The organism is Streptomyces sp. NPDC026589 (assembly GCF_040638385.1).
In the GTDB taxonomy this organism is placed as follows: Bacteria; Actinomycetota; Actinomycetes; order Streptomycetales; family Streptomycetaceae; genus Streptomyces.
The window spans coordinates 38,297-62,663 of record NZ_JBEZYG010000014.1 but is presented as its reverse complement, the minus strand read 5'-3'; the positions used below and the strand labels follow the sequence as shown (position 1 = coordinate 62,663).

Below are 24,367 nucleotides of genomic sequence, written 5' to 3'. Positions count from 1 at the left end.
TGCGTCACGGACGTCGCCGGAGCGGACGTCGGCCCCGGACAGGGACGATGGCGGCTCTCAGCAGACGTCGTGGACCGTGTTGCCGGAGACGAACCGCCGCGAGGTGTTGGCGGTGCTGGTCGTCGGCGGCGACTTCAGTCATCGGAACCATCCTTACGGTCGAAGGCTTCGGCCTCCATCGCCAGGCGTCCGTCTGCGGAAGCTGCCCACAGTGCGGTGTTCTTGCCCGCGCGGCGGCCGTTGACGGTGAAGGCGTCAGGGAGGAAGAGCGGAGACCTGGCCCAGTAGCGGAACGATCCGAGCGGACGGTCCTGCCGCGCGGCGAGATCCAGCAGCAGGGTGGCCAGGAGCGGACCGTGGATGACGAGGTTCGGGTAACCCTCGACGGTCCGGGCGTAGTCGGCGTCGTAGTGGATGCGGTGGCCGTTGAACGTGAGGGCCGAGTAGCGGAAGAGCGCGGTGCTGTCCAGCTCCCAGGTATCGCTGAACTCCGCGTTTCCGGGCGCGGCCGGTCCTCCGGGCGCGGCCGCCTCTGTCGGGAGTTCGCGGTAGACGATGGTCTGGGATTCCGACAGCGCCAACGTGCCCTCGACTGTGACCTCGTGATCGACGGTAACGAAGTACAGCGGGCCGGTGCGTCCGTGCTTTTCCTCGATCGACCGGATCGTCGCGGTCGTGTTCGCGATGGCGCCAAGCGGCAGCGGGGTATGGAAGACGAGCTCGCCGCCTGCCCACATCCTGCGAGGCAGGGGCACCGCCGGCATCGTCACGCCGAGCGCGGGATGCCCGTCGCCGCCGAGGCGCGAAGCCCGGACGATGTCGTGGAAGTAGAGCCAGTGCCAACCGGGCGGCAGGGCGTCGCCCGGCTTGAAGCCCGGCTCCCGGTCAAGGGTGACCGCCATCCTGTTCGCCTGCCCGACGTCCAGCAGCGCGGCGGCCGAGCGGGAGGTCCCGATCCAGTCTTTCCAAGTGGTCACAGTGTGTCGTCCTGCGGTCGATGACGGAATGGCGCGCGAACGAATCCATGATGTGATGTCATAACCGCGGATGTCGAATGATAGTTCTTCATGCATTCATCCTTGGGGAGCATCGGCGGACGGAACCCGGTGTGGATCTCAAACAGCTCGCAGCCGTCTTGAGAGTGGCCGAGACCGGGAGCCTCATCAAGGCCGCTCAGCTCTTGCACCTGGCGCAATCCGCGGCAACCAGGAAGATCCTCGGCCTTGAGGAGGAACTCGGTGTCGCCTTGTTCGACCGCTCGAGACAGGGCATGCGCCCGACCGAGGCCGGCCGCACCCTGAACGAGCGGGCCCGACGGGCCATTTCGGAACGGGAACGAGCACGGGCAGAGGTCCGCCCGGCTCCTGGGTAGCGTGGTCGACCTTCTGGTTCCGCCGCTGGTGCAGGTGATCGTGGAGAAGCACCCGGACGTCGACCCCCGGGTTTCGACCGCCTACTCCGGGCACCCGCAGGAGTGGCTCGACGCGGGTGACCTGAATCTGTCCCTGGTCTACAGCACACCTTGCGACTCGACCGCGGCCTCACCCAGCGCCTGAGCCGGCTCGGCGAACTCGGCCTCCCGTTGCGCCTCCCGGCTCGATGGCCCGGACCGCCCAGCGGTCAGGGCTGATTTGCCACCCTCCAGGAACTCTGACCTGCCAGCGGCCGATCAATTGCTCGCTGACCTTCTCCCGGAGGGCCGCCTCGACCATCGCCATATCGACGGGTACACCCGATTTGTCGGATGCTCCTTCACGAGTGACTCAACCGCCCAGCCACAAAGTCTGAAACACGACAAACTCCTCCGCCTATATCCAGTCACAGTACAGCGATCGCCTGGTGGTATACGTCCTACGTATCCGCCATTCGTCAATCGCCATTTCGCAGGGGGCAGTCCGTCGGTAGTCTGATTGAGCAATCGTCGCAACGGAAGGATGTATAGGTATCGCCACTGCGGCGGCCACGCATTGATGGTCGAAAGCGTCGGAGGCTCCGGTCAGTCGGATATCGGTGCGGCACCGGAGAGCGTATTCACGCTCGACTTCCGGCTTTTGAATCGTCATGATCGGTATGAGTATCAGCCTCATCTCGAATGAAGTCAGTAACCACTACGACGCGACCGTTGTCCGAGAACTGGCGACGCCGTACTCGTATCTACTTCCCGCGATCGCATTACTTTCCATCTCGTTCGCGGTACGGGTGCCTGCACATGGGCACCAGCCGACGGTAGACGCACTTCAGCAGAAAGAGGAGATCGACATATGAGAATCAGTGCCCACAAGCGTGGGGTCAACGCCATCGTTCGTACGGAACTCGAAAAGCGTGAGCTCTTGGTCGAGATCAGCGCTTTCTCGATTGTTGGCGGTTAGTCGCATGCTCTCTATTCACAATGGCGTCCGAGGGCTGGTCGGCATGGTCACTGCGCCCGCTTCCAAGCCGCACACTCAGCGCGCGCTCGTCACCGGTGCTTTAACGCGATCGGGCACGTCGACCGTCACCAACGCCGCTTGGTCGCGAGAGACCAGGTTACTGCTCGCAGGTTTGAACCAATTCGGTGCGACATCCACCATCGATGGTGAGCGGGCGTCGATAACGGTGGACCCGGATGCCGCTTCGGCCAGTCCCGTTCGTGAGGTCGATGTCGCGGGATCGGCGTTCACTCTCCGTGTTCTGGGCGTGCTTGCCGCGGTCAGCGGCGGAACCACGCATTTCCGGGCGACCAGGGGGATGATGAATCGTCCGGTCGCGAAACACCTAGGTGTGCTCACCCATCAGCTCGGCGCTGTCCTGAGTACCTATGGCACCGACTCGGAGTACGTCGTCTCCATCAAGGGCCGCGGCAGGTCGTGTGGTCAGCAGGCCACGCATGTCGTCGATACGGTCGACAGTTCGCAGCTCGTGACGGCGTTGATGCTGTCTGCGCCGTTCATCAGCGAGGAGCTGCGAGTGCGGGCCGCGACTCGTCGCGTCGTCGGAGCCCCCTACATCGCACTGACCCGTGAGATGTTGGGCGCGCTCGGTGTCAGGACCGGGCTGGCGCACCGCGCGCAACACGGGTGGGAGTGGTCGGCTGTCGCCGAGCCGGGTGGGTATCCCGCGAGCGCGTATCAGATCGCGACCGATTTCACGTCGATCACCTATTTCGCGGTGGTTGCCGCAGCAGGCGAGGTGGGGAAGCACGAGGTCGCGATCAAGAATTTCACGCCGTCCGGGCTGGAATCCGAGGACCTGTTCTTCCGTGCGATCGCCAAACTCGGTGTCGAGGCAGTGTACGACCCGGACGAACTCACGCTGCGGATTCGGCGGACCGGCTATCCGTCGGAGCCGGTGGTGATCGATGGAAGTGACGTGCCGACGGCGGTGACCAGTTTGGCTGCCATTGCCGCCTATTCGCGCGGTGCGGTCACGGTGGTCAACTGCGACCACGTGAACAACCACAAGACCCGCAGGGTGGAGCTGATCGTAAAAACGTTGGCGCGCATGGGATTCGATATCCGCGAGGTGCGCGATCACCGCGATGTCGTCACCGGTTTCCACACCGAACCCCTCGACGGCGCACCGCGGGGCGGAATCGTCATCGGTGACGACGGTGATCATCGCATCCTGCTGCCGGCCATGGCCGCAGCCGTCGGCGCGACCAACCCGGTCAAGTTCTCGGATCTGCACAGTCTGATCGATAGCTTCCCTGAGTTCGTCGAGCAGTTGGAAGCACTCGGCGCCGTCGTCGATCGCACCGAAACACAGTCCTGAACAGCAGAAACAGCATTACAGGAGGGGTCACCATGTCGACATCCACGATCGCGCCGACCGCCGCTCGAATCACACCGAGTGCTTCGTTGCGCGGCACTGTCACGCCGCCCGGTTCGAAGAGCTACTCCGCCCGCGCCGTTCTTGCCGCGGGCATGGCGCCGGGCAGGAGTCGGATCCGTCGGATTGCCAACAGCCGCAATGTGCGAGCACTGATCGACGCGGTCGAGACTCTGGGCGCCGAGATCAGTTTCGAGGGCGACGATCTCGTCGTGGTCGGGCCTACCGAGCTGAGGAACGACCAGACGATCGACGTCGGCAACTCGGGCATCGTGTTGCGGTTGCTGCTCGGTGCCACCGCGCATCTGCACCGCACGACGTTCGTGACGAAGTACCCCGAATCGCTCGGCAGACGCTCGAACATCGAGATGCTCGATGCACTTCGCCTGCTCGGTGTCGACGCCGACTGGCAGGAACGCGACGGACGGCTGCCGATCAGCACCCACGGCGCCGGCGTCCACGGCGGAAGCACCTCGATCGAGTCCCGCAAGAGCTCGCAGTTCCTCAGTGGGTTGCTCTATCTGGGTGGTCGGCTCGATTCGGACCTGGAAATCCACGTGCCGGACGAGCTCAAAGCCCCGTCCATGGTGCGGACGACTCAGCAGGTGCTCGCCATCGCAGGGGTCGAAACCTCCGCGTCTCCAGACGGATTGCACTACCAGATCGCTGCGGGCACTGCCTTCGCTCCGGCTGAATTCTCCGTCGGCAGCGATCCCGCGAGCACCGCGGCCCTGTTGGCGCTCGCGGCAGCACTGGATTCCGACGTGTCGATCCGGCACACCGGGCTGACCGAACTCGACGGTGTAGTCGACTATGTCCGGTCCGCCGGTGGGAACGTCACCGCCGGGTCCGACGAGATTCGTATCCAAGGAGATCCGGCGGCGCTGAAGCCGCTCGATTTCGACGGATCCTTGTCACCGGACTCCGTCCTGCCCCTGGCCGCGCTGTCCGCGCACGCCGACGGAACCAGCATCTTCCGCAACATCGAGCACATCCGGTACAAGGAGTGCGATCGGATCTCCGACTTCCGTAAGGAATTGAGCAAGGTGGGCATCGAGTCCGAGGAAACCGTGGACAGCCTCATCATTCACGGCAACCCGGCGGGTGCCACCAGGTCCGCGGTCATCGACAGTCATTTCGACCACGCGATCGTGCTCGCCTTCACGCTCATTGGGGCTCGGAGCAAGCATGGATTGGTCATCGAGAACTCCGGCGTTGTCGGTCAGACCTATCCCGACTTCTTCCGGGATGCCGCCGAACTGGGAATCGATCTGCAGCTGTCGGCGGAGCCTGCCGTCAAGGCGGGTGCCTAGTATGTGCGGCATCGCGGCGATCATTACCAAGGGGGCGCGCTCGACCGATGCCACCCTGGCCAGTGCGCTCCAGTCGATGTTGCTCCGGATATCGCATCGGGGCGATGCCGAGAATTTCGGGGAAACGCGGATCACGGACCGGTGGGCTGCGGGCACGAACAGGCTGGCGATCACGGATCGGGACCACGGCGTCCAACCGGTCGTGCGGGAGGGGCTGACGCTCTTCTACAACGGTGAGTTGTTCAACACCGACCCGCTCCGAAAAGAGTTGGTAGCACTGGGTTTCGAGTTCGAGACCGGCACGGACACCGAAGTCGTCCTCAACGCATATCTGGCGTGGGGAAAGCAGGCCTTCTCCCGCATTTCCGGCATGTACGCCCTGGTGATCTTCAGCGATGCCGACAACGGTTTCGTCGTCGCACGGGATCCCTTCGGCATCAAGCCGCTCTACTTCTCCGAGACCAGCGAAGCGGTGCTGATCGCCTCGGAGCTGAAGAGCTTCGGGGATGCCGAGGGCCACCAGCCGGTGGAGTTCGAACCCGGGCACTGGTACGACGGTACGACCTATCAGCGCTTCTCCACCGTCCTGGACACCTCGCCCGATCCGGACGAACGCGGCATCGATGAGGGCGCGCTCGTCCAGACGTATCGGGACCTGTTCCACCAGGCGGTGCGGAGTCATGTCGATACCGACTTGCCGGTGGCGGTCACGTTCAGCGGCGGCATCGACAGTGCCGCAGTGCTCGCCGCGGCACGCCGCTACCACGACAACGTCGTCGCGTTCACCGTCGGCTTCAAGGGCTCGGCGGACATCGAGGTTGCCCGGCGGTACTGCGAAGAGCAGGGCATCGCGCACCACGTCGAAGAAATTTCCATGGACGATGTCGTCGCCGCAATCCCGGCCGTGGTCCAGTACGGGGAGTTCTTCGAAGCCATCGACGCCATGGATTCGTGCATCTCCTATTTCGCCTATCGGCTGATCCAGCGACACGGCTTCAAGGTGGCGATCTGCGGCGAAGGCAGCGACGAACTGCTCGGCGGCTACGACCTGTTCCGCACCCACCCTGACCCGGTGGAGCTGGTTCGTTACCGCACACGCAACCTGCACAGGACTGATATTCAGCGGGTCGACCGAATGAGCATGGCTCATTCGGTCGAGACACGGGTCCCTTTCCTCGATCTGGATCTCGCGACATTCACGCTCGGTCTGCCGTTCTCGGTGAAGATCCGCGACGGGGTGGAGAAATGGATCCTGCGCGAGGCTGTCGCGGACCTGCTTCCGGACTACATCGTCCACCGCCCGAAGATCCGTATGCCGGACGGCAGCGGACTGAAATCGCAGCTTCGTGAATACGCCGCGAGCATGGCCGCCGAGGTTCACGGCGGCGTGGATGTCCGACTCGGCCTGACGACTCCAGAAGAAAGGTACTTTCTCGCGGAATATCTCAAAAAGGGCTACCCCGTTCCGGAAGAACGACACAAGCTGGCCGGGTACGACTACGACGAAACCGGCTATTTCACCTTCGTGTCCTGATCGCGGGATCTTTCTCATGATTCATCAGCAAGCACCCGCCATCGCAATGATCGAACCCTGATGCACAAGGACTCCGATCGGCTGGAGAGGGCACTGAAGTGGGACACCCAGAAATTGGTCTTGGAACTGGTGTGAGATCACTAGATCCGCGGCAAGGCCTCCATGAGCCACTCGGATCGCTGCAGACCGCCGTCCATGTGCATACCGGACTCGCTCTGACTGCGGAGCAGCTGTCTGCGGAACGATCGGTGCTGGCCGGAATGCTCAGTGCCGATACGGAAATCGTGGTGGCACCACAGTCGGGAGCATTCATACCGGACATGCCGATCGACGGGTGGCTGGTGTGCCTGTATCCGGCCGGCGAGGAGAACTCCGGACCACTCGTCCAGCAATCCACCTCAGATGTATCGTCTCAGGGCCTCATCGACCTGATCTCCTCGATGCAAATGCTCCGCTGACGGTCCGCGCTCTGGTTGCACCGGAAATGTTCCTGATGGCTTGCCGCATCTCATTGCCTGCCCGGCAGGCAATGAGATGCGGCAACTTTTCTCGGCAAGCCTGCCCTGTCCAAGAACACAGTTCCCTCATGGCTTGCCCTGCAACGAACAGGGATCGCTGATCGCTTCACGGTCGCGGCCGGTTGTTCTATTTTCTTTAAGTGCAAATAATTTCAGGGGGGTTGACTTACCATGAACGCTCCATCCATCACCGCCTCCGATCTCTGTGGCCAATTCCTGCATCACCTCGCCGCCCAGCCCGATGCCCCTGCGGTGGTGTCACGCGACGGCGTGATCTCATTCCAGTCGATGGGCCGGATGGTCGCGGCAGCTCAGCAGATCATCACCGCAGCCAAACCGCGCACCGTCGGTCTGTACTTCGCACCCTCTCCCGCCCTTGTCGCGGCGGCCTGGGGTGCGCTGTTCAGCGGCGTCGCCTATGTGCCGTTGGCTCCCACTTACCCCGAGGACCGCATCCGCTACATGGTCCGCGCCGGTGACGTCGATCTGATCTTGACTCCGGCAGAACTCCGGGGCGAACTGGAAGAGATCGTCGCCGGCACCGACGTCTCCATCGCCGAGATTCCCGCTGTCCCCGACATTCCTGCTACCGGTGGGGGCGACACACCCCGCGATACCGCTGCGCCCGACGCTATCGCCTTCGTGCTCTACACCTCTGGTTCCACCGGAGCTCCCAAGGGAGTGGAGATTCCGCAGACGTCGCTGGCTCATCAAATGAGATGGATCAACTCCGGCCTCGATCTCGGGCCAGGAGCCCGAATCGTGCACAAGACACCGATCAGCTTCGATGCCGCGCAATGGGAGTTCCTGGCGAACGCGACCGGCGCTGCAGTGGTCATCGGTGACCCTGATCTCTACCGGGATCCTGAGGCGCTGATCGACGCTGTGACTACTCACCAGGTCACCCACCTGCAAGTCGTGCCGACTCTGCTGCAGGCACTCTGCGAGGAGCCGACTTTCTCCGCTTGCACCTCGTTGCGCCTTGTCGCGAGCGGCGGTGAGTCTCTCTCGTCCCGACTCGGCGCCACGGCCGTCGGCATGCTTCCCGCCGCTCGGATCATGAACGTGTACGGGCCAACCGAAACCACGATCAACTCCTCCTTCTACCCGCTCCCTCGCCCACTGGACGGCCCGGCATCGGCGGCCGGGGTGGTTCCCATCGGGCTCCCGGTCGATGGGCTCGCCTTTCATCTCCTCGATGAAGCCGGCGAGCCGACAGACTCCGCCACCGGCGAGATCGGCATCTCGGGTCTGCAGCTGGCCCGCGGCTACCGCAACCGGCCCGAGGAGACCGACCGCCGCTTCGTCACCCGGGTCATCAACGGCACCCCGACGCGGCTTTACCGCACCGGCGATGTCGGCGAACTCATCGACGGTATCTTCCACTTCCGTGGCCGTACCGACTCCCAGGTCAAGATCCGTGGCCACCGGATCGAGCTCGACGAGATCCGCAATGCCCTGGAGAATCACGAATGGGTCCGGCACGCCGGTGTGTTCACGGTCGACCGCGGCGACGACGATGCCCCGCGGCTCGTGGCACACGTCGAGCTCAACCCGCATGAAGCCGCCGTCCTCGACCAGGGGGTGCACCACACCTCGGTCCAGGTAGCGGATCTTGGTCCGTGGAAGGACCATGCGACGCCGGCCATCGCGCTTCCCGTCTCCCCGGAAGATGACCTGCTCCTTCGCCGGATCGCGTTCGGCCACAAGCCCTACCGGACTTTCCACTCGGTTGAGACCGATCCCCAGCTGCTTGCCCAGCTCACCGCATTCGTCGGGACACCCCGAGAACTATCCGGCCCGCACACCGGTGACTGGTCGATGTCGTCGCTGGCATTCGTTCTTCGCTCACTCGTCCAGTACCGCAGTGAGTCCCGGCTACTGCCCCAATACGCATACGCCTCAACCGGCGCGCTGTACGGCGTGCAGGTCTATGTCCGGATCGCCGGTCTGCCCGCCGTCGCTGACGGCATGTACTACCTGAATCCCAGGACCGCCACACTGCACTTCGTCCACGCCACGCCCGCAGATGATCACCGCACCAGTGTCGATCTTGTCCTGGTGGGCCAGCGTTCGGTGATCTCGTCGGTCTACCCGACCAACGTCGACGAGGTCCTGCACCTCGAAGCCGGACACCTGCTCGGTCTCCTGGACACGATCGCACCGGCCGCCGGCCATCGCGTCGGCGACCGCAACGACCTGTCCGCCGCCGACCCCGCCCTCATCGGTGTCGACCCTGGGGATCGGTTCGTGATCGGCTCGTGGCCCTTGACAGATGCCGACAGCGCAGACCCGCTGCCTGCGGTCCGGGGTCGCGTCGAAATACTGGGCGGCGCACCTGAACACCGCGGCGTGTACGAGTCGAACGGTTCCGTCCTCACCCGGGTCAGCACCGATCCGCTGATTCGTCGTAAAGACGTCATCGCGGTCAACCAGCGGGTCTACGACAAGGCGTCGTTCGGACTCGTTCTCACCTCCACCGGCTCACCGGAGTCCTACATCGACCTCGGCCGTGCCCTCCAACGCGTCAAGATGAACGATCGGAATCTCGGTCTCATGTCCTCGGGGTACAGCTCGTTCAGCGGACACGAGCTGGCCACTGCCCGCCGAATCCGTGCGTCCACCGGAACCCAGGGCGAGTCGTCCTACTTCGCCCTCGGCGGACCCGTGACGGATGACCAGATCGCTCACGACGGCACGGATGAGGACGTACTCCACGCGCAAGGGCTCGCGGAGATCATCACCACCGACATCGCCGAAATGCTGCCGCACTACATGCTGCCCGACGTGATCCGCATACTCGACGACCTGCCGCGGACTCCCAGCGGGAAGATCGACATTCGTGCGCTTCACGAGGCCGAACTCGTCCGAGCCGACCATCCCGACGAGGACGCCTACGTCGCCCCGGCGACACTCGTTGAACACCAGCTTGCCCAGTTGTGGCAAGAGACCCTGCAGCACGACAGCCCCGTATCGACTGCAACGTCCTTCTTCACCCTTGGTGGGAACTCGATAGCTGCGGTCCGGCTCGTCAAGAACATCCGCGCCAGGTTCGGTGTCCCCCTTCCTGTTCAGGCGATATTCGAGCACGACACCATCGCCAAGCAGGCCCGCGCACTGAGCGCCGAAAACACCGCAGTATTCTCAAGGGCCGTCCCGCTGGCCGGGAAGGGCGACCATCCCGTCTTCCTCTGGTCGGGACTCGGCGGCTACCCGATGAACCTGCGCGCCCTCGCCGCGTCCGTCGCCGGGACCTCCTACCGGTGCTACGGCCTGCAAGCACACGGGCTCAACGACGGCGAAGACATCGAGGACGACACCATCGTGGTCATGGCACGCCGCGATATCGAGCAGGTCCGCCGCATCCAGCCCCACGGCCCGTACAACCTCATCGGCTACTCCTTCGGTGCGCGGATCGCCTTCGAGGTGGCCCACCAGCTCGAAACCCAAGGTGAAACGGTAGACAGAGTCATCCTCCTGGCCCCCGGCTCACCCAGCATCCAGCAGGAACCCGCCACCCCGGGCGCTGACGGCCGCTATCGCGAGACCTGGTTCAAGCGTCTGCTGTTCTCCGTGTTCTTCGGTCGCACCGACGGACCACTCGCCGACAGCGTCGCCGCCACGGTGACGGGCCGCGACTCCTTCCTGAAGGCAGTCGCATCCGATCTCGAGATCGACACGAGTCTCGCCGACCGGATCACCCGGCTCGTCGAAAAGACGTGCGAGTTCGAGTACACGTTCACCGAACTGGCCGATCGCAACCTCGCTGCCGCCATCACCATCATCCGCGCCGCCGGCGACGACTACTCATTCCTCGACACGGCCGCCACCGACGTGAGCTACACGAGTGGCACCCTCGACGCCAATCACTATCAGATCCTGCGCACTCCGCACGTAGAGCACACCGCGAGCACCGTCATCGCGGCGCTCACCGAACCGACGACCACCAAACTCCCCAAGGAGAGTTCTCGGACGCCGCACGTCACCCTGGGCCGGGTATGAGTGTCCGCGGACGGCGTACTCGGGCCGGATTCCGGGACTATTCCGCACAGCGCAGGTGCCAGGAAAACGAGGCATTGCAACCAGCGGCACGAACGACGGAAGTGACAGAGAGGGCGATATCGCACATGGAAACAGGGACAGACCGGATTGTGGTTCACCCGGCCAACGGGAAGGTCAGTGGATCGGTCCGGATACCGGGCAGCAAAAGCATCACGAACCGGGCGATCGCCCTTGCCGTGTCGAGCACCGGAACCTCTCTCATAACCAATCCGCTGTTCAGTGATGACACGGAACGCGGGCTGGACGCGGCCCAGGCTCTGGGATGCAAGGTCCTGGTCCGGGACGACGAGATCGAGATCACGGGAATCGGCCGGCAGCGCCCGGTGCCGCAGGCGACGATCAATGTCGGATCGGCAGGAACAATCGCCCGTTTTCTGCCCTGTGTGCTCGCATTCGGCGAATCCGGTGAATGGCATCTGACGTCGAGCGCGCAGATGGCGAAGCGGCCGATCGACGGGCTCGGTGCGGCCCTGAACCAGCTCGGTGATCCGCTCGAGTACTCCGAGAATCCCGGGCGTTACCCGATTACAGTCCGGGGTGGCAGCATCCGGAGCTCGAGCGCACATGTCGACGGCAGCGTTTCCAGCCAATACCTGAGCGGACTGTTGCTGGCCGCGCCCATGAACACCACCCCGATCCGGATCACCACCGACGGTACGGTGGTGCAGTCGGAGTACGTCCGCATGACGATCGACTGCATGCGGCGGTTCGGTGCCCGAGTCGAGGCTTCCGACGACCTGAGCCGCATCGACGTGGAGCCGGTCGAATACCGAGCCACCAAGTTCGATGTCGAGGCGGATGCGTCGACCGCCACTTACTTCGCCGCCCTACCCGCCGTTGCCGGTGGTGCCATCGAGTTGACGAATCTGGCACGCGCCAGCCGGCAGCCCGACATCCAGTTCGTCGAGATCCTCACCGCATTCGGATGTACGGCTGACTGGACCGGAGACTTCGGCGTGCGCATCCGACGTCCGCAGGGGCTGACCCGCCTGCGCGGTGGTCACCATTTCAACCTCAACGCCTGCTCCGATGTGGCCCTGACTGTCGCCGCGTTGTCGGCGTTCGCCGATGCCCCGGTAGAAATTTCCGGCGTCGAACACATTCGACACCACGAATGCGATCGAATCGACGCGATGACCGCGGTCCTGCGTGCGGTGGGTGCTCGCGTGCAGGAGCGGCCCGACGGATGGCTGATCGAACCGGGAACTGTTCGTTGGGCCGAGGTGCAGACCAGGGACGACCACCGCATGGCCATGGCATCCGCGCTCATCGGTATAGGTGGTCGTGGAATTTCGCTGGATCATCCCGCTTGTGTCGCCAAGACGTGTCCAACCTTCTTCGAGATGCTTTCCGATCTCGGTCTGTCCAGTGACCGGACGGCCGCCAGCCGCTGAGCCCGCGTTCCACAGATGAGGTGACGAGCTACAGCCGAGGCGTCCCCCGGAGTGTGGACACAGGGGCTCATGCCGCGATCGATGGCTCATCTGCTCACAGGTGCTGCTGTTCGAACTCCACCGGTGAGAGGTAGTTGAGGGCGCTGTGAGTTCCCCCCGGGCCCGGGACAGCGGGTGTTCACGCTGTGGGGGTGAGGCCGTGCCCGAGCAAGGTTCCCGTTTCGAGCGGGGTGACGTACCCGTATTCGGGGTGCCTGCGGAGTCGGCTGCGGTTTCAGCGGTATCAAGGAGGTCATCCCGGAGAAGCGGGGCCAGGCCAGGGCCTGCCGCCCCCTCGGATCTGCGCTGGTCAGTGCCCGAGCGGCTGCTGGACGCGAGGGGCTGATGACCTCGGAGGTAATTGAGGCCCTCCGCGGGGCCGCCTACCTTCGACATTGTTCGGAGGCCCCACGGAGGGGCCGCTTCCATCCGGGCGACTCCCTGGTGCACGAGAGGAAGACGACCATGACTTCGACGCAGTACGACGGGGTTACCTCCTACGCGAGGGCGACGGGATCCGACGGGTTCGCGAGGCTGGCGCTCAAGCTGGACGCGGTGGTCACCGGCCTCAACGGCATCGCGTACCTGGCACTCGCCACGGTCCTCGACTCCTTCTTCGGCATCACGACGGCAGTCCAGTACCCGGTCGGGGTCTTCCTGCTCCTCTACGCGCTGGGAGTGCTCGCCGTCGGGACACGGAAGGAGATCAACCGCACGGGACTGACGGCGGTCATCGTGGCGAACCTGCTGTGGGTTGTGCTCAGCCTGGTGACAGTGGTCTCCGGTGTACTCTCCCCGACCGGCGTCGGCACGGTCTGGATCGTGCTGCAGAGCCTGACCGTCGGCGGCTTCGCAGCCCTCCAGTACGTCGGGCTCAAGCGGCTGTGAGCCCGTCCGGATCAGGTCCCGGGGCCCCGGGGTCGGGTCCGGGGGCCCCGGGTCGGGTCCGGGGGACACGGGTCGGGTACGGGGGACGGGGGTCGGGTCCGGCGAGCCCCGGGGAACGTGCCGGACCTCGGCGTCGGGAGCGCCCGCCGAGCACGTCAGCGTCTCGTCATCGAGGTGGGCGGCTCCGGGTGCCAGGTGAGAATCCAGCCGGCGGTGAGCGCCACCGCGCCGCCCGCGAGAGCGATGGCACCACCTGTTCCGACGACTGCGGCCACCGCGCCCAGGCAGACCGGTCCGACGCCCTGCAACGTCATGCTGCCGGAGCCGAGCAAGCCGAAGGCCTGGCCCCGGCCGTCCTGCGGCAGCGCGTCCAGGAACGGGCGTTGCAGGCCCAGGCCGTAGGCGTATCCGAGGCCGCTGAGCAGCAGCAGGCCGGACGAGGCGCCCACCCCGGGCTCGGCGGCGAAGCCGATCAGAGGCAGGCCCGCCAGCGCGACCAACGGGGCTACCAGTCGCTCCCGGGTGCGTGGCCGTAGCAGTCGACCCACCAGCAGATCACCGACGAGCATGCCCACCGGAAGACAGCCCATCAGCACCGCGTACCAGCCGGGCGCGAAGCGGCGTTCTCCCGCGTAGGCGACGATGAGGCCTTCCGCGCCCGCTACCAGTGCTACGGGTAGCCACTGGGCCACCATCAGCCGTCGCACCGTGCGTCCGCGCAGCAGCTGCCCCGCACCTTGGAGGCTCGTACGGACGGCGCCGCTATCGCCTCCGGCACTGCCGGATGCGCCGTCGAACTCCCCCGGCTCCAGTCGGGGGAGCCGGAGGCGGACAGCGAGTGCGCAGCCAAGGTAGAGGACGGCACTGACCGCGAGCGCCCGGCGTGGTCCGAGTGCCGCGACGGCCGCCCCTCCCAGCGCCAGACCGAACAACTGCGCGCCGGCGCCGGCGATGTTGTTCAGCGAACGGCCCAGTACGTAGGCGTCACCCTCCAGCGACTGAGCGACCAGCCGACTCGACGCGCCGTGAAACACCGGTGTGGTGAGAGAGACCAGCGCCACGACACCGAGGCTCGCCGCGACCGGCATCCGCACCAGGGCGAGCAGCAGAGCGGTGGCGCAGGTCAAGGCGTAGCCGCCGGTGATGAGCGCGCGGGGCGGCAGCCGGTCGGCCAGCGAGCCCAGCAACAGCGAACCGAACAGCTGCGGGATGAAGCCGATGCCGAAGGCCACTGCGCTGAGCAGCGCGGAGCCGGTGGACGAGAAGACCAGAACCGAGAACGTGGTGATCCGCAGCGCGTCCGCCGTGATCGCGACGGCGCGGGTCGAGAAGAGCAGCCGGAACCGCGGCTCGGACAGCACTTCCCAGTAGGTGGCACGGTGGTTGCCCTGCGCGGGCCGGGCGGTTGGGGTCATGACGCGCAGCCTCACCGTGCGCCCACGTCACGCACCAATGATTCGTCGCTGGACGAATCGGAACAACGTCTCGCGGTAACGTGGCCGGGTGCTGCGCTTCGAAGTCTCCGTCGAGGACCTGCTGCGCAGCCGCTTCGCACTGTCGCCCGCGATGGACCTGTGCTTCCTGCTGGGCTCGCTCGCCGGCCGGGACAGGCCGCTGCCGCGGGCCTGGGCCGCCCGGCTCCTGCCGGCCTTTGAACGGCTTCGCCGTGAGAGCGAACTGAACGCCGTCATCGCTCTGCAGACCCCGCAAGGCGGACCGAACTTCGTCGCTCCGCCCCCGCGCGGGCTCAACCAGACCTGGACGGACGACCTGGCCAAGATCCGGGCCACCCCGCTGGAAACGGCCCGCCGCGAATTCGCCGCCAACGCGACCGCCCCGTCCGTTCGTGATCCCCGCGTAAGCGCCGTGCTGGACTCACCGGACGCCGTCTCCAGGATCGCCGAGGCGATGGACCGGGCATGGCACGAACTGCTCGCCCCGGACTGGCCGCAACTGCGCGCGATCTGTGAGCGCGACATCGTGCACCGGGTGGGTGTGATCGGCGAACACGGATGGGCCACGACCATCGAGAGCCTGCATTCGAGCATCACCTGGCGAGCCGGCGGCATCGAGATCGGCCACTTCCCCCACGTCGGGACGGTCCGCCTCGCCGGCGACGGGCTCCTGCTGATCCCCTCGGCCTTCGTCAGGAATATCGCCGCCCATACGGAAGACCCCTGGCCCCGGACCTTGATCTATCGCGCCCGCGGCACCGCCGCCCTGTGGGGCGAACAGGAGACCGCCGCCCCCCGCCCGGACGCGCTGACCGCCCTGGTCGGCCGGGCCCGAGCCAGGCTGCTGTTGGCGCTGGACGCCCCGGCCAGTACCAGCCACCTCGCCCGAAGCCTCGCCATGGCACCCGGCGCGGTGGGAGACCACCTCGCCATCCTGAGGGACGCGGGACTGCTCGCCCGCGCCCGGTCCGGACGGTCGGTGCTCTACCGGCGTACCCCGCTCGGCGAGGCACTGGTCGCCGGTTCGGGCTGAGGGCTCGGACAGGCACTGGCCTTTCGGCGTGCTTGTTGGAGCAGGTCAGGGCGGTGATCCGTGGGGGCCGGACGCCGTCTGAATCGGGCACCTGGGCTTGACCGCGCTGCGAGACTTCCGGCATGGATATGGGGCGCGAGTCGCGGTGGGAGAAGGATGCGATGACGGTAGAGATCGCCTTTGCCCTGGTGACCGCTGCCGCCCTTGCTGGGGCGGTCTTCGCCGTCGCGCTGACCCTCACCCTTGTCCTTGACCTCTCCGATGCGGCGTCCGAAGGCGTACGGACGGGGGGAGCCCTGGCCGGAGGGGCGGTCGGCGTGTGGCGTCTGGTACGGGTCCTGTGCCGCTTCGACGTGGAGCGCCGTAAAGGCCACTGACGGCACGGCTCGATGCAGCGCGGCAGAGCCGGTCGGGGGGAGGGCCTCGGACAGCGGCAGGTGGAGCGGGCTCCGGAGCGGGCCGGCTCCACCTGGAGCGGCGGCGGCCTCAGCGGTACCGGATCACGTGCAACGCGTGGACTCCGGTCGGGTCGAACGACACGGGTTCCTCGGACGAGCCGTCGAGGAGTAGTACTCCAGTCGCTGTGGTGACTCCGTTGACCAGCCATCCCACGGCCTCGCGGCCCCGGCCGTCCGTGCGGCGGATCCAGATCAGGGCCCGTGACCCGGCAGGGAAGGACGACAGTTCGTCGACCGCCGAGGACCAGACCTGGTGATCCGACGTCGACAGGACGGGACCGAGCTGGGCGAGGGTCGAGTCGAACCAGTCGGCACGGCCGGGCGGGGGAGGAGTCGGGAACTTCCCGGTGCCGGGGACGCCTCCCGCATCCCAGTGGGCCAGCCACTCCCAGGGATCCGCATTCGGCAGACTGAACGGCTCGGCGGTGTCCTTGGGTACGACCAGTGTCGCGTCGAGCATGGTGTCCTGCCAGCGTCCCCCGCGCAGGTGCCGCCGGGTGTCGCAGGAGAAGACCCAGCCCCGCCGGGTCTCGTCGCCGGTGGTGGGCCCGACCAGCTCGGCTTCGCCTCCGTACGCGTGCTCCAGCCACAGCCGGGCCTTGGTCGCCGCAGCCTCGAAGTCGTGAGCCTCCTGCTCCCAGGGCCGACGTGGAGCCCTCAGCGCCTCGGGCAGGGCACGGACGAGGACCAACTCGCGCACCTGGTCGGTGTCCAACCGGGCGAGGGACGACGTCAGGCTGTCGAGGAAGACGACCTGCCCCTTGTTGTTGTGCGCGTACACCAGATTGCCCGTGGCTTCGTGACCGCCGAGTTCGCGGCGAATCCACACCAGGCCCCGGGTGTCGGGCCCGGGCTCCGCGACCGCCTTCACGACCTCGTCCCAACTGTTCGCGCTCACCCGCTCGAACTCGGGGAAGTACCGGCGGGTCAGCCTGCTCCACCAGCCGGGCGCCTCGTCCGAAGGCTGCCATGCGAGCGGTACGGAGGGGCTGCCATTGATCGCCGAGTGCATGGCCACCACGGTGCCGCGCGCGTTGATCCTGCGCCCTTGGTTCTGGCTGCGGGCGACAGCGGCCTCGTACGACGCGGCGGGCTCCAGGTCGGCGAAGGGCGCGCTCGGCGCGGGGTGGAAGGGGGAGCTGCCGTCCTTGGGGACGACGACCGAGGCCGCGAGCATGGGGGTGTGCGGGAAGCCGGGCTGCTGCACGGTCCGGCAGGCCATGAGCCAGGCCGTGGCCGACTCGGCCACGGGGTGGGGCGCCGCCGGTTCCGCGAGCCCGCGGTAGGTATGGGCGAGCCAGGTTGCGGCCTGTTGGTCGGGGCGGAGCATGTTACTGCCCTTTCCTGGGGGGCCAGTTGCCCGAGGCTTGGAGGGCCATGTATTCCTCTGTCGGCGGGAATGTAGGGGCGAAGTGCGCGGCGGAGCGGTCGTGCGGAACCACGATCACGGCAGAGAAGGGGGCCTGAGTGAAATCTCCTGTTTCGATGTGCTCCTTGAAATCGAAGCAGACTGTCCAGCCGTAGGTGAATTCAATAGCAGTATCCGGGCGCATGACGATGGAGTCCGCTCGGTCCGGGTATGCGACCTGTCGTAGGAACGCTTCGGCGCTTCTCACGGCTTCGTCTTTGGTTACCATCTATGGGGCTCCATTGCGATACGGGATGTGACCGATGGATGATACGTTTCTCTCTAGTATTCCCAGAGTTCCACTCTGGCCATCGAGGAACACTACACCGTGTGGCGTGTTCACGGCATTGAAAATATGGGCAGTGTTGTTGGGGCGGCTGATATATACAGCGCTTCTTGAGCCTTCCCCGCGGGCTTGGAGGTCACGGATGATCTCATCGTAGCTATTTACGAAGTCGTACTGGCCCTTGGGTCTGTCCTTCATGCCGAGCTGCTCCGGCGGGATGTGGTCACCACCCTGCTTAGGGGCCGCACTGACATCAATGCCGTCCAGGCGACGGTCCACGGTCACTGTATTGTGGCTACAGTTCAACGTGTATCCGGGCTGCCCTGTGTTGTTGACCTCCCTGAGCCACGGGTACTCAGAGTCGAGAAACTCCTGGGCCTTCTTCGGATCCACCGACTCGTAGTGGATGGCCTTCTCTTTCACTGTTTCCGTGCTGCGCGCCAGGTCACTCCACTTCGACGGCGTGGTGCCGGGGATGTCGTCCGCGTACTTCAGTCCGAGGCGTGTTCCGCTACGGACGAACCCGGCGCCCTTCGTGCCGACGAGTTCAGGCAGAAGACGACCGATGAACTCGGAAGGATCCTTCTTGAAGCCGTCCACCGCGGCCTGGACGATGCGCTCCGGATGTGCCGCCGTGGACACCAGACCGGACAGTGTCATATTGACGTTCTGGGCGTACTCGGCAGGGTGAGTGAGGTTGTAGGGGTCGAGAGGGTTGAGGCCACGGGCGAAATTGAGAATTCCGGAAGCACCCTTGAGGGCGCCGCCGGCGACATGAGTGAGTTCGGTGTTCACGGCGTGAAAGCCGTCGACGAGGTTGTCTCCGAGACGGTCCAGCGGTGGAGGCTCGGCGGGGGCGTGCGCCAGCGCCGCCTTGATCTTGCCGCGGGCCGTTGCGGCAGCTGTGTTCCGCTGACGGCGGGCTTCGGCTAGCTTCTCCCGGGCACCCTCGATGTCGGCTCTGCCGGGATCCTTGAACGGCTCGGGCACCGGGCCGGGGTCCTGGTCCGCCTTGATCTTCGCGTTGTACGCGTCGATGCGCTCGTTGTACGTCGTCACCGCCTGCTCGGAGGCCTGTTTGCCCTTCTTGTAGAGGGCAATGGCCTCCTTCGCCTGTGTCTGCGCCCACTTGACGGTGTCGGCATACGCGTCCAGAGCAACCCCTGCGGTCTCGCACGCGTCGGACGCGTGAAGCCATTTGCTGGGGTGCATCTCGAACTTCTTACGGAAGGCATCACCGCCTTCGCCTCTCCAGTGCGCGGAGTCGAGACTGCGCATGCCTTGGCCGACCTTGTCGAACGCGGCCTGGAAGTCCTTGAGGTGCTTGGCGCTTTCGGAGATCCTGCCGGGATTGCCGTGGACGAGCTCGTTGGCGTCCTCGGTCTGGCCAAGTTGCTGTTCGCCCGGCGTGGCACCCAGATCGGAGGCGACCTCGTCGCCCCAGTCCTCGACAGCATCGGCGGCGCCGTGCAAGCCCACATGGTCCAGGCCGTCCCCGACCTTGTTCGTGCCCCAGTCGACGCCTTCACCGACGAGCCTTTTGCCTGCGTCGAGACCGTCCTCAAGGGCGCCAATGCCGTCGTTCAGGCCATCTTTGACATCGCCACCGAGGCTTTTGAGGCCGTCGCCGATGTCCCCGAGGACGCCCATCAGCCGTCATCCCGCTGCTGTTGGGCTACCTCGGCGCGTGCCTCGGGGGACGGGCCGAAGGTGTCGTCCAGCATGCGGTCGTACTCAGCCTCGGAGACACCGAACTTGCCATGCAGGTTCTCCGGGTTGAGTCCTATGGGGCCGATGGTCTGGGAGGTCATCACATCCCGCCCGGCGTCCTTCCAGCCCTGCTCGATGTTCTCGCCGGCCCGGTCCCACGACTCCTGGCTGTAGTCGACTCCGCCGAAGGCGCCGGACGTGGCGAGGTCCCCCCACCCCTGTTGGGTGACCTCGTCCTCGGAGGCGTACGGGTTACCGATGGCCGAGTTGGCGACAACCTTGAAGGTGCCCTCGACGTACTGCTCGTTCTCGTAGTACGTACCGGCGGACAGTCCCGTGCCGACGGCGAGCCCGTTGCCCTCGCTGATCAGGGAGCGGACGCCCCACTCCCAGCGCTCGCAGAACGATGTGAACTCCTTGGTGAGTCCCTCTTCGCCCAACTCCAGTCCGGACAAGGCAATTTCTCCGAAGCCGCGTCCTCTGCCCGCCTGCCCGACCATGCCGAGTTCCTTCAACTCGCCGAGCGCATCGGTCAGCCCCTTGGCGATCAGGTTCAGACCCTGAGTCTTGAGGTCCTCGCCGCCCCCGTTCATGTGTCTCCTCTATTGGTGTGTGTTGACGTCGATCGCGGCCTCATCGGGCACGATTCCCTTCACCGGCGGCAGAATCATTCCGTCCGGCCCGTCCGCGCAATCCAGCGCCACTCCGCACGGCACGCCGGCTGAAGGAACTGCCACGTCCAGCAGTCGCGCCCCGAGGATGGTCTGGTACGTCCACTCGCGTCCGAACTCTCCGCGGGCCTGCGCGTAGCGGGCGAGGGCCTGTCGGTCGGAGAAGGCCAGGATGAAGCGGATGCCGTTCAAGTCGGCGGTCAGCAGGCCTCGCTCATCGTCGGATGAATGTCCATCGCCCAACGGCACCAGGACCGGCGTGGCTCGGAACCTCTTCAGCAATGCGGCCAATTCCTGCCGACGTTGAGCAGCAGGAGCGTCGGCCGGGCCCGCACTGGTCCGGACGGTGGTGGGCTGCAACGAACCCTCGGTTTGCGCGGACGCCGAGTCTGTAGTGGGGGCGCTCTTCACGCTTCCCGACTCGCCGGATTTCCGTACAGGGAGAGCCATTTCGGCGTATTCCGCAAGTCGTGACTTCGGAATGTCGGCCCGTGGCTGTTCGCCTGTCCGGCCCTCGTACTCAGACATGACGCACATCATCACATCTGCAATCTGGACGGCACAACGCACACCTGCAACAGCCCTCAGGGGGCCTTGAGCAAGTCACGGAGGCCGGCGATGTATGCCCCGATGTCGCGGGCGCCGCCTGCTGCCTCGGCGGTACATGTCGGGGAAGCGGCCGCTCCGGAGTGGTGGGCGGCGCGGCAGGGGCGGCAGAGCCCGTCGGGGAGGGCTTCTGGCTGGCCGGGGCGTCCGCAGTCAGTGCATTCCATGAGGATGCGGCGGGTTGGTGCGGGGGTGGCGGGCCGGGTGTTTTCGTTGGGCAGCCGGGGCGGGATGTTGTCGGTGAGGCGGCGGCGGACGAAGCCGACCGGGGAGTCGACGCGCTCGGGGAGTCCTGCGGTGAGGGCGGCGGTCAGGTAGTCCGCGTCCACACCCCGGGCGAACCAGGCGGCAGCAGCCGACTCCAAGGCGGTGCAGTCGTCGGCGGACAACGTCAGGCGTCGGTCCGTGCGGCCGAGTCGGGCCAGGGCGAGGTAGGCAGGGGAGTGGGGTGCGGTCGGAGCCGTCGGGCCCGACGGCGGAGCCGAGCTCTGGGCCGGGCCCGGCGCGGGTGCCGTGTACGGAGGTTCGGCGAGGGTGCGCTGGTGCGGTACGGAGGTGGGGGCCGGGGCCTCCTCGGACTCTGCGGGCCCGGGGGCGGCGTCGCCGTGAGATGGCTCCGACGGTTCCGGGGCGGCTTCTCCTTGGGGCCCGTCCGGCAGCGCGCGCGGGGGCGGGTCCTCGGCCGGGACCCAGGGAGGCGGAGGAGCGGCGGTGGAGGCCGTCACTGCGGGCGCGGGGCGGGCTGCCCCGGCGTCCTCGGTGGCGAGGTAGGTGTTCCACCACTCGTTGTCGCGCGCGGTGCGGGACCAGAAGGTGCGGAACGCCCAGCGGGTCTCGTCGCCCACGCCGACCGCGCACCGGACGCGCCGCAGGTGCCCCGCGACGGACAGGCTGGTCAGGGAGGTGGAGATGGCCTGCTGCCCGTAGAGCGGGAGTTGCTTGGCCAGGGTCTTCACGCTCATCGCGGCACCCTCGGGGAGGTGGTCGACGAATCCGGCGACGTACCGCTCGCGGGCCGGGAGGAGTGCGAAGTCGTGGCGTGTACGGGCCTGTTGGTCGGCCGCGGAGCGTTTGCCGTAGCCGGGCTTGGCCATCGGGTACGCGGCGGAGTGTGCGGGGGCGGGCAGGGCGGAGCTAGTGTGCTGAGTAGCCACGGGATCGGCTTTCTGGGTGATCGGTCTTGCGGTGAGACCCCGGCCTGGTGCTTGCAACACCGGTCGGGGTCGTTTGGTTCTCGCACCGTAAGCAGTCGTGACGCTGTGCCGCAAGCTGTCACGATTAGTCATACTTGCTGACCGTTACGGGGTAGGGAGGTGGGGGAGGTTTTCCCCAACCCTCTTCTTCTACCTACCGGTTAAAGAGGGAGCTCGAACCCCGGATCCCGCATCCCGAAGCCCGAGTCTTGGCACCCGAGCTTCGGGCCGAGCACCCCGCTTACGTACCCCGGAAGAGTGACCCGGCCGCCCCGAAGCCCGAGGCCCGAAGCTTAGGGCCTCGGGACCCGAGCTTCGGGACGCGCTCGTCCGATCACCGCTAGCCGGCCCCAGCGCTATGACGCTGTGCACCGACTCGGTCGGGCGGGCGCGAGGAACACCCCCGCGTGCGCGGGGACCGTACGCGCATCTGACCCACGCGAAACTGGGCCCAGGGAACACCCCCGCGTGCGCGGGGACCGTACGAGCGGCGGGGTGGTCCGACGACGGCCGGAGGGAACACCCCCGCGTGCGCGGGGACCGTACGAGGGCCTGACGCTCCTCCCGGCCGGTGTAGGGAACACCCCCGCGTGCGCGGGGACCGTGGGCTTCGTCGTCGCCGGCAACCAGACCGTGCGCGCGGGTGAGTTGCTCCGGGCGCTCGACCTGCCCGCCGATCTCGTCGCGACCTCCGAGGAGTGGGGCTGCGCCAAGCCTTCGCCGGAGTTCTTCGCAAAGGTTCTGGAGGCGTCCGGTGTCCCCGCGACAGACGCCGTGTACGTCGGTGATCACCCCGAGAACGACACATTCCCCGCAACCGGGGCCGGGCTCCGCACCGCACACATCCGCCGCGGCCCCTGGGGGAACCTATGGGGCGCCGACGACCAGGTGCACGCGACTGCCGACTGGGTGATCCAGTCGCTCACAGAACTCATCGCGATCGCCGAGAAGTAGAGGAATTTCGAGGCCGTTCCGCGCAGCCGGTTCGTTCCGGCGGATGTGTGGCGGCAGTTGCCCGACCGGTGTGTGCCGGTGGTGGGGGCGGATGCGTGGCTGGCGTTGGTGAACAGCGACGAGCCGGTCGTCACGCAGCTCGACGACGGGGTCGAGGGCGGGCCCGGTGTCGCGACGTCGTCGAACTCGATGCCCTCGATGGTCGCCCGGATGCTCACGCTCCTTGATGTCCAGGACGGGCAGCGGGTGATGGAGATCGGCACCGGCACCGGGTATGCCGCCGCGCTGCTCTGCGAACGGCTCGGTGACGATCTGGTCCACAGCGTCGAGCTGGACCCGGTCGTGGCCCGGCAGGCTGCCGACGCCCTCGCGCAGGCCGGGTACCGTCCACACCTTCGCGTCGGGGACGGCGAACAGCCATGGCCCGGTCTGGGACCCGTCGACCGGCTGGTCTCCACCTGCGCCCTGCGGTACGTCCCGTACGCCCTGCTCCGGCAGGTCCGGCCCGGCGGGGTCGTCGTGGCCCCGCTCGCCCGGGAGTTCTGGTCCGGAGCGCTGGTCCAGCTCCGCGTTCAGGACGACGGCACCGCCACCGGCCCGTTCTGCGGCGGGGCCACGTACATGCCGATGCGAGCCCACCGCGTGCCCGACCTCCACGAGGTGCGGGGCAAGGGGCGGGCCCGTGCGGCGGGCCTGGACCCCGCCAGGCTCCTCGACCTCGGGTTCGCCCTGTACGCGGGGGCGCGGCTGCCCGGCGTACGGCTCATTCACCAGAGCACCGCCGAGGGTGTTCAGGTGTGGGTGACCCGGGAGGACGGAGGTGCTGCCACGACCGCCACCGGGGAGGAGGTGTGGCAGTACGGGCCCGGGTTCCTGTGGGAGGAGATCGAGCAGGTCTGGTGGGAGTACGAGGCGGTGGGGCGGCCCGACGCCGAGGAATTCGGGCTGACCGTGACCGGCCGGGGCCAGCAGGTGTGGCTGCGGGACCCGGGCGAGGTCATCCGACCCGGCAGGGCGTAGCCCTGGCCCTGCGCAGGTC

The 24,367-nt window shown here is 66.5% G+C and carries 21 protein-coding genes and 1 pseudogene; 14 read left to right on the top strand and 8 right to left on the bottom strand.

Annotated features, from left to right (window positions below; translation table 11 throughout):
• Nucleotides 1–134: 134 nt before the first annotated feature.
• Nucleotides 135–1,073, bottom strand: a complete 939-nt coding sequence (locus AB0F29_RS23800) for a MaoC family dehydratase N-terminal domain-containing protein (RefSeq protein WP_361875232.1) — start codon at nt 1,071–1,073, stop codon at nt 135–137.
• Between AB0F29_RS23800 and AB0F29_RS23795 the strand changes: the two genes are divergently transcribed.
• From AB0F29_RS23795 to AB0F29_RS23750, 10 genes are all read left to right on the top strand, one after another.
• A complete protein-coding gene (locus AB0F29_RS23795) occupies nt 1,055–1,372 on the top strand; it encodes a LysR family transcriptional regulator (RefSeq protein ID WP_361875230.1) in 318 nt (105 codons plus the stop codon). The genes AB0F29_RS23800 and AB0F29_RS23795 overlap by 19 nt on opposite strands.
• A gap of 1 nt (nt 1,373) precedes the next feature.
• Nucleotides 1,374–1,556 carry a hypothetical protein gene (locus tag AB0F29_RS23790; RefSeq protein WP_361875227.1) on the top strand — a complete coding sequence of 61 codons (183 nt, stop codon included), beginning with the start codon at nt 1,374–1,376 and terminating at the stop codon, nt 1,554–1,556.
• Nucleotides 1,557–2,070: 514 nt separating this feature from the next.
• Entirely contained in the window at nt 2,071–2,265 is a 195-nt protein-coding gene (locus tag AB0F29_RS23785) for a hypothetical protein (protein ID WP_361875224.1), read from the top strand.
• Between the two features lie 108 nt (nt 2,266–2,373).
• A complete protein-coding gene (locus AB0F29_RS23780) occupies nt 2,374–3,750 on the top strand; it encodes a hypothetical protein (protein ID WP_361875221.1) in 1,377 nt (458 codons plus the stop codon).
• 32 nt (nt 3,751–3,782) lie between these two features.
• Nucleotides 3,783–5,120, top strand: coding sequence for a 3-phosphoshikimate 1-carboxyvinyltransferase (aroA, locus tag AB0F29_RS23775; RefSeq protein WP_361875219.1), 1,338 nt, complete (start codon nt 3,783–3,785; stop codon nt 5,118–5,120).
• A 1-nt stretch (nt 5,121) separates the two neighbouring features.
• Nucleotides 5,122–6,654 carry an asparagine synthase (glutamine-hydrolyzing) gene (gene asnB, locus AB0F29_RS23770; RefSeq protein WP_361875216.1) on the top strand — a complete coding sequence of 511 codons (1,533 nt, stop codon included), beginning with the start codon at nt 5,122–5,124 and terminating at the stop codon, nt 6,652–6,654.
• Nucleotides 6,655–6,902: 248 nt separating this feature from the next.
• Complete coding sequence (locus AB0F29_RS23765) at nt 6,903–7,112, top strand: hypothetical protein (RefSeq protein WP_361875213.1); 210 nt, start codon at nt 6,903–6,905, stop codon at nt 7,110–7,112.
• Between the two features lie 231 nt (nt 7,113–7,343).
• Nucleotides 7,344–11,174 (top strand): amino acid adenylation domain-containing protein, encoded by a 3,831-nt coding sequence (locus AB0F29_RS23760; protein ID WP_361875211.1) that lies wholly within the window; start codon nt 7,344–7,346, stop codon nt 11,172–11,174.
• Nucleotides 11,175–11,299: 125 nt separating this feature from the next.
• Nucleotides 11,300–12,628 carry a 3-phosphoshikimate 1-carboxyvinyltransferase gene (gene aroA, locus AB0F29_RS23755; protein ID WP_361875208.1) on the top strand — a complete coding sequence of 443 codons (1,329 nt, stop codon included), beginning with the start codon at nt 11,300–11,302 and terminating at the stop codon, nt 12,626–12,628.
• Between the two features lie 504 nt (nt 12,629–13,132).
• Nucleotides 13,133–13,555: a hypothetical protein gene (locus AB0F29_RS23750; RefSeq protein WP_361875205.1), complete on the top strand. Its 423-nt coding sequence runs from the start codon at nt 13,133–13,135 to the stop codon at nt 13,553–13,555.
• A gap of 155 nt (nt 13,556–13,710) precedes the next feature.
• Here AB0F29_RS23750 and AB0F29_RS23745 read toward each other — a convergent pair whose 3' ends face one another.
• Nucleotides 13,711–14,970, bottom strand: coding sequence for an MFS transporter (locus AB0F29_RS23745; RefSeq protein ID WP_361875202.1), 1,260 nt, complete (start codon nt 14,968–14,970; stop codon nt 13,711–13,713).
• Nucleotides 14,971–15,058: 88 nt separating this feature from the next.
• On the opposite strand from AB0F29_RS23745, the gene AB0F29_RS23740 reads away from it, so the two are divergent.
• Nucleotides 15,059–16,042, top strand: coding sequence for a winged helix-turn-helix domain-containing protein (locus AB0F29_RS23740; protein ID WP_361875199.1), 984 nt, complete (start codon nt 15,059–15,061; stop codon nt 16,040–16,042).
• Between the two features lie 122 nt (nt 16,043–16,164).
• Nucleotides 16,165–16,419 carry a DUF6332 family protein gene (locus AB0F29_RS23735; protein ID WP_361875196.1) on the top strand — a complete coding sequence of 85 codons (255 nt, stop codon included), beginning with the start codon at nt 16,165–16,167 and terminating at the stop codon, nt 16,417–16,419.
• A gap of 109 nt (nt 16,420–16,528) precedes the next feature.
• Here AB0F29_RS23735 and AB0F29_RS23730 read toward each other — a convergent pair whose 3' ends face one another.
• Genes AB0F29_RS23730 through AB0F29_RS23705 form a run of 6 tightly spaced genes read right to left on the bottom strand, consistent with a single transcriptional unit; the run spans nt 16,529 to nt 22,335 of the window.
• Entirely contained in the window at nt 16,529–17,830 is a 1,302-nt protein-coding gene (locus AB0F29_RS23730) for a YrhB domain-containing protein (protein WP_361875193.1), read from the bottom strand.
• Nucleotide 17,831: 1 nt separating this feature from the next.
• On the bottom strand, nt 17,832–18,137 hold the full coding sequence (locus AB0F29_RS23725) for a YrhB domain-containing protein (protein WP_361875190.1): 306 nt from the start codon (nt 18,135–18,137) through the stop codon (nt 17,832–17,834).
• Entirely contained in the window at nt 18,138–19,844 is a 1,707-nt protein-coding gene (locus AB0F29_RS23720; RefSeq protein WP_361875187.1) for a putative T7SS-secreted protein, read from the bottom strand.
• The gene (locus AB0F29_RS23715) at nt 19,844–20,497 is read right to left on the bottom strand and encodes a hypothetical protein (RefSeq protein ID WP_361875184.1); all 654 of its coding nucleotides are present in this window, start codon (nt 20,495–20,497) and stop codon (nt 19,844–19,846) included. Before AB0F29_RS23715 ends, AB0F29_RS23720 begins: the two co-directional genes overlap by 1 nt.
• Before the next feature lie 9 nt (nt 20,498–20,506).
• Nucleotides 20,507–21,103, bottom strand: a complete 597-nt coding sequence (locus AB0F29_RS23710; RefSeq protein WP_361875181.1) for a hypothetical protein — start codon at nt 21,101–21,103, stop codon at nt 20,507–20,509.
• A gap of 56 nt (nt 21,104–21,159) precedes the next feature.
• A complete protein-coding gene (locus AB0F29_RS23705) occupies nt 21,160–22,335 on the bottom strand; it encodes a MarR family transcriptional regulator (protein WP_361875178.1) in 1,176 nt (391 codons plus the stop codon).
• 651 nt (nt 22,336–22,986) lie between these two features.
• Between AB0F29_RS23705 and AB0F29_RS23700 the strand changes: the two are divergent.
• Both AB0F29_RS23700 and AB0F29_RS23695 read left to right on the top strand, forming a co-directional pair.
• Nucleotides 22,987–23,328 (top strand): annotated as a pseudogene (locus AB0F29_RS23700) (HAD family hydrolase); the annotation flags it as partial.
• Nucleotides 23,329–23,373: 45 nt separating this feature from the next.
• On the top strand, nt 23,374–24,348 hold the full coding sequence (locus AB0F29_RS23695) for a methyltransferase domain-containing protein (protein WP_361875176.1): 975 nt from the start codon (nt 23,374–23,376) through the stop codon (nt 24,346–24,348).
• Nucleotides 24,349–24,367: the final 19 nt, after the last annotated feature.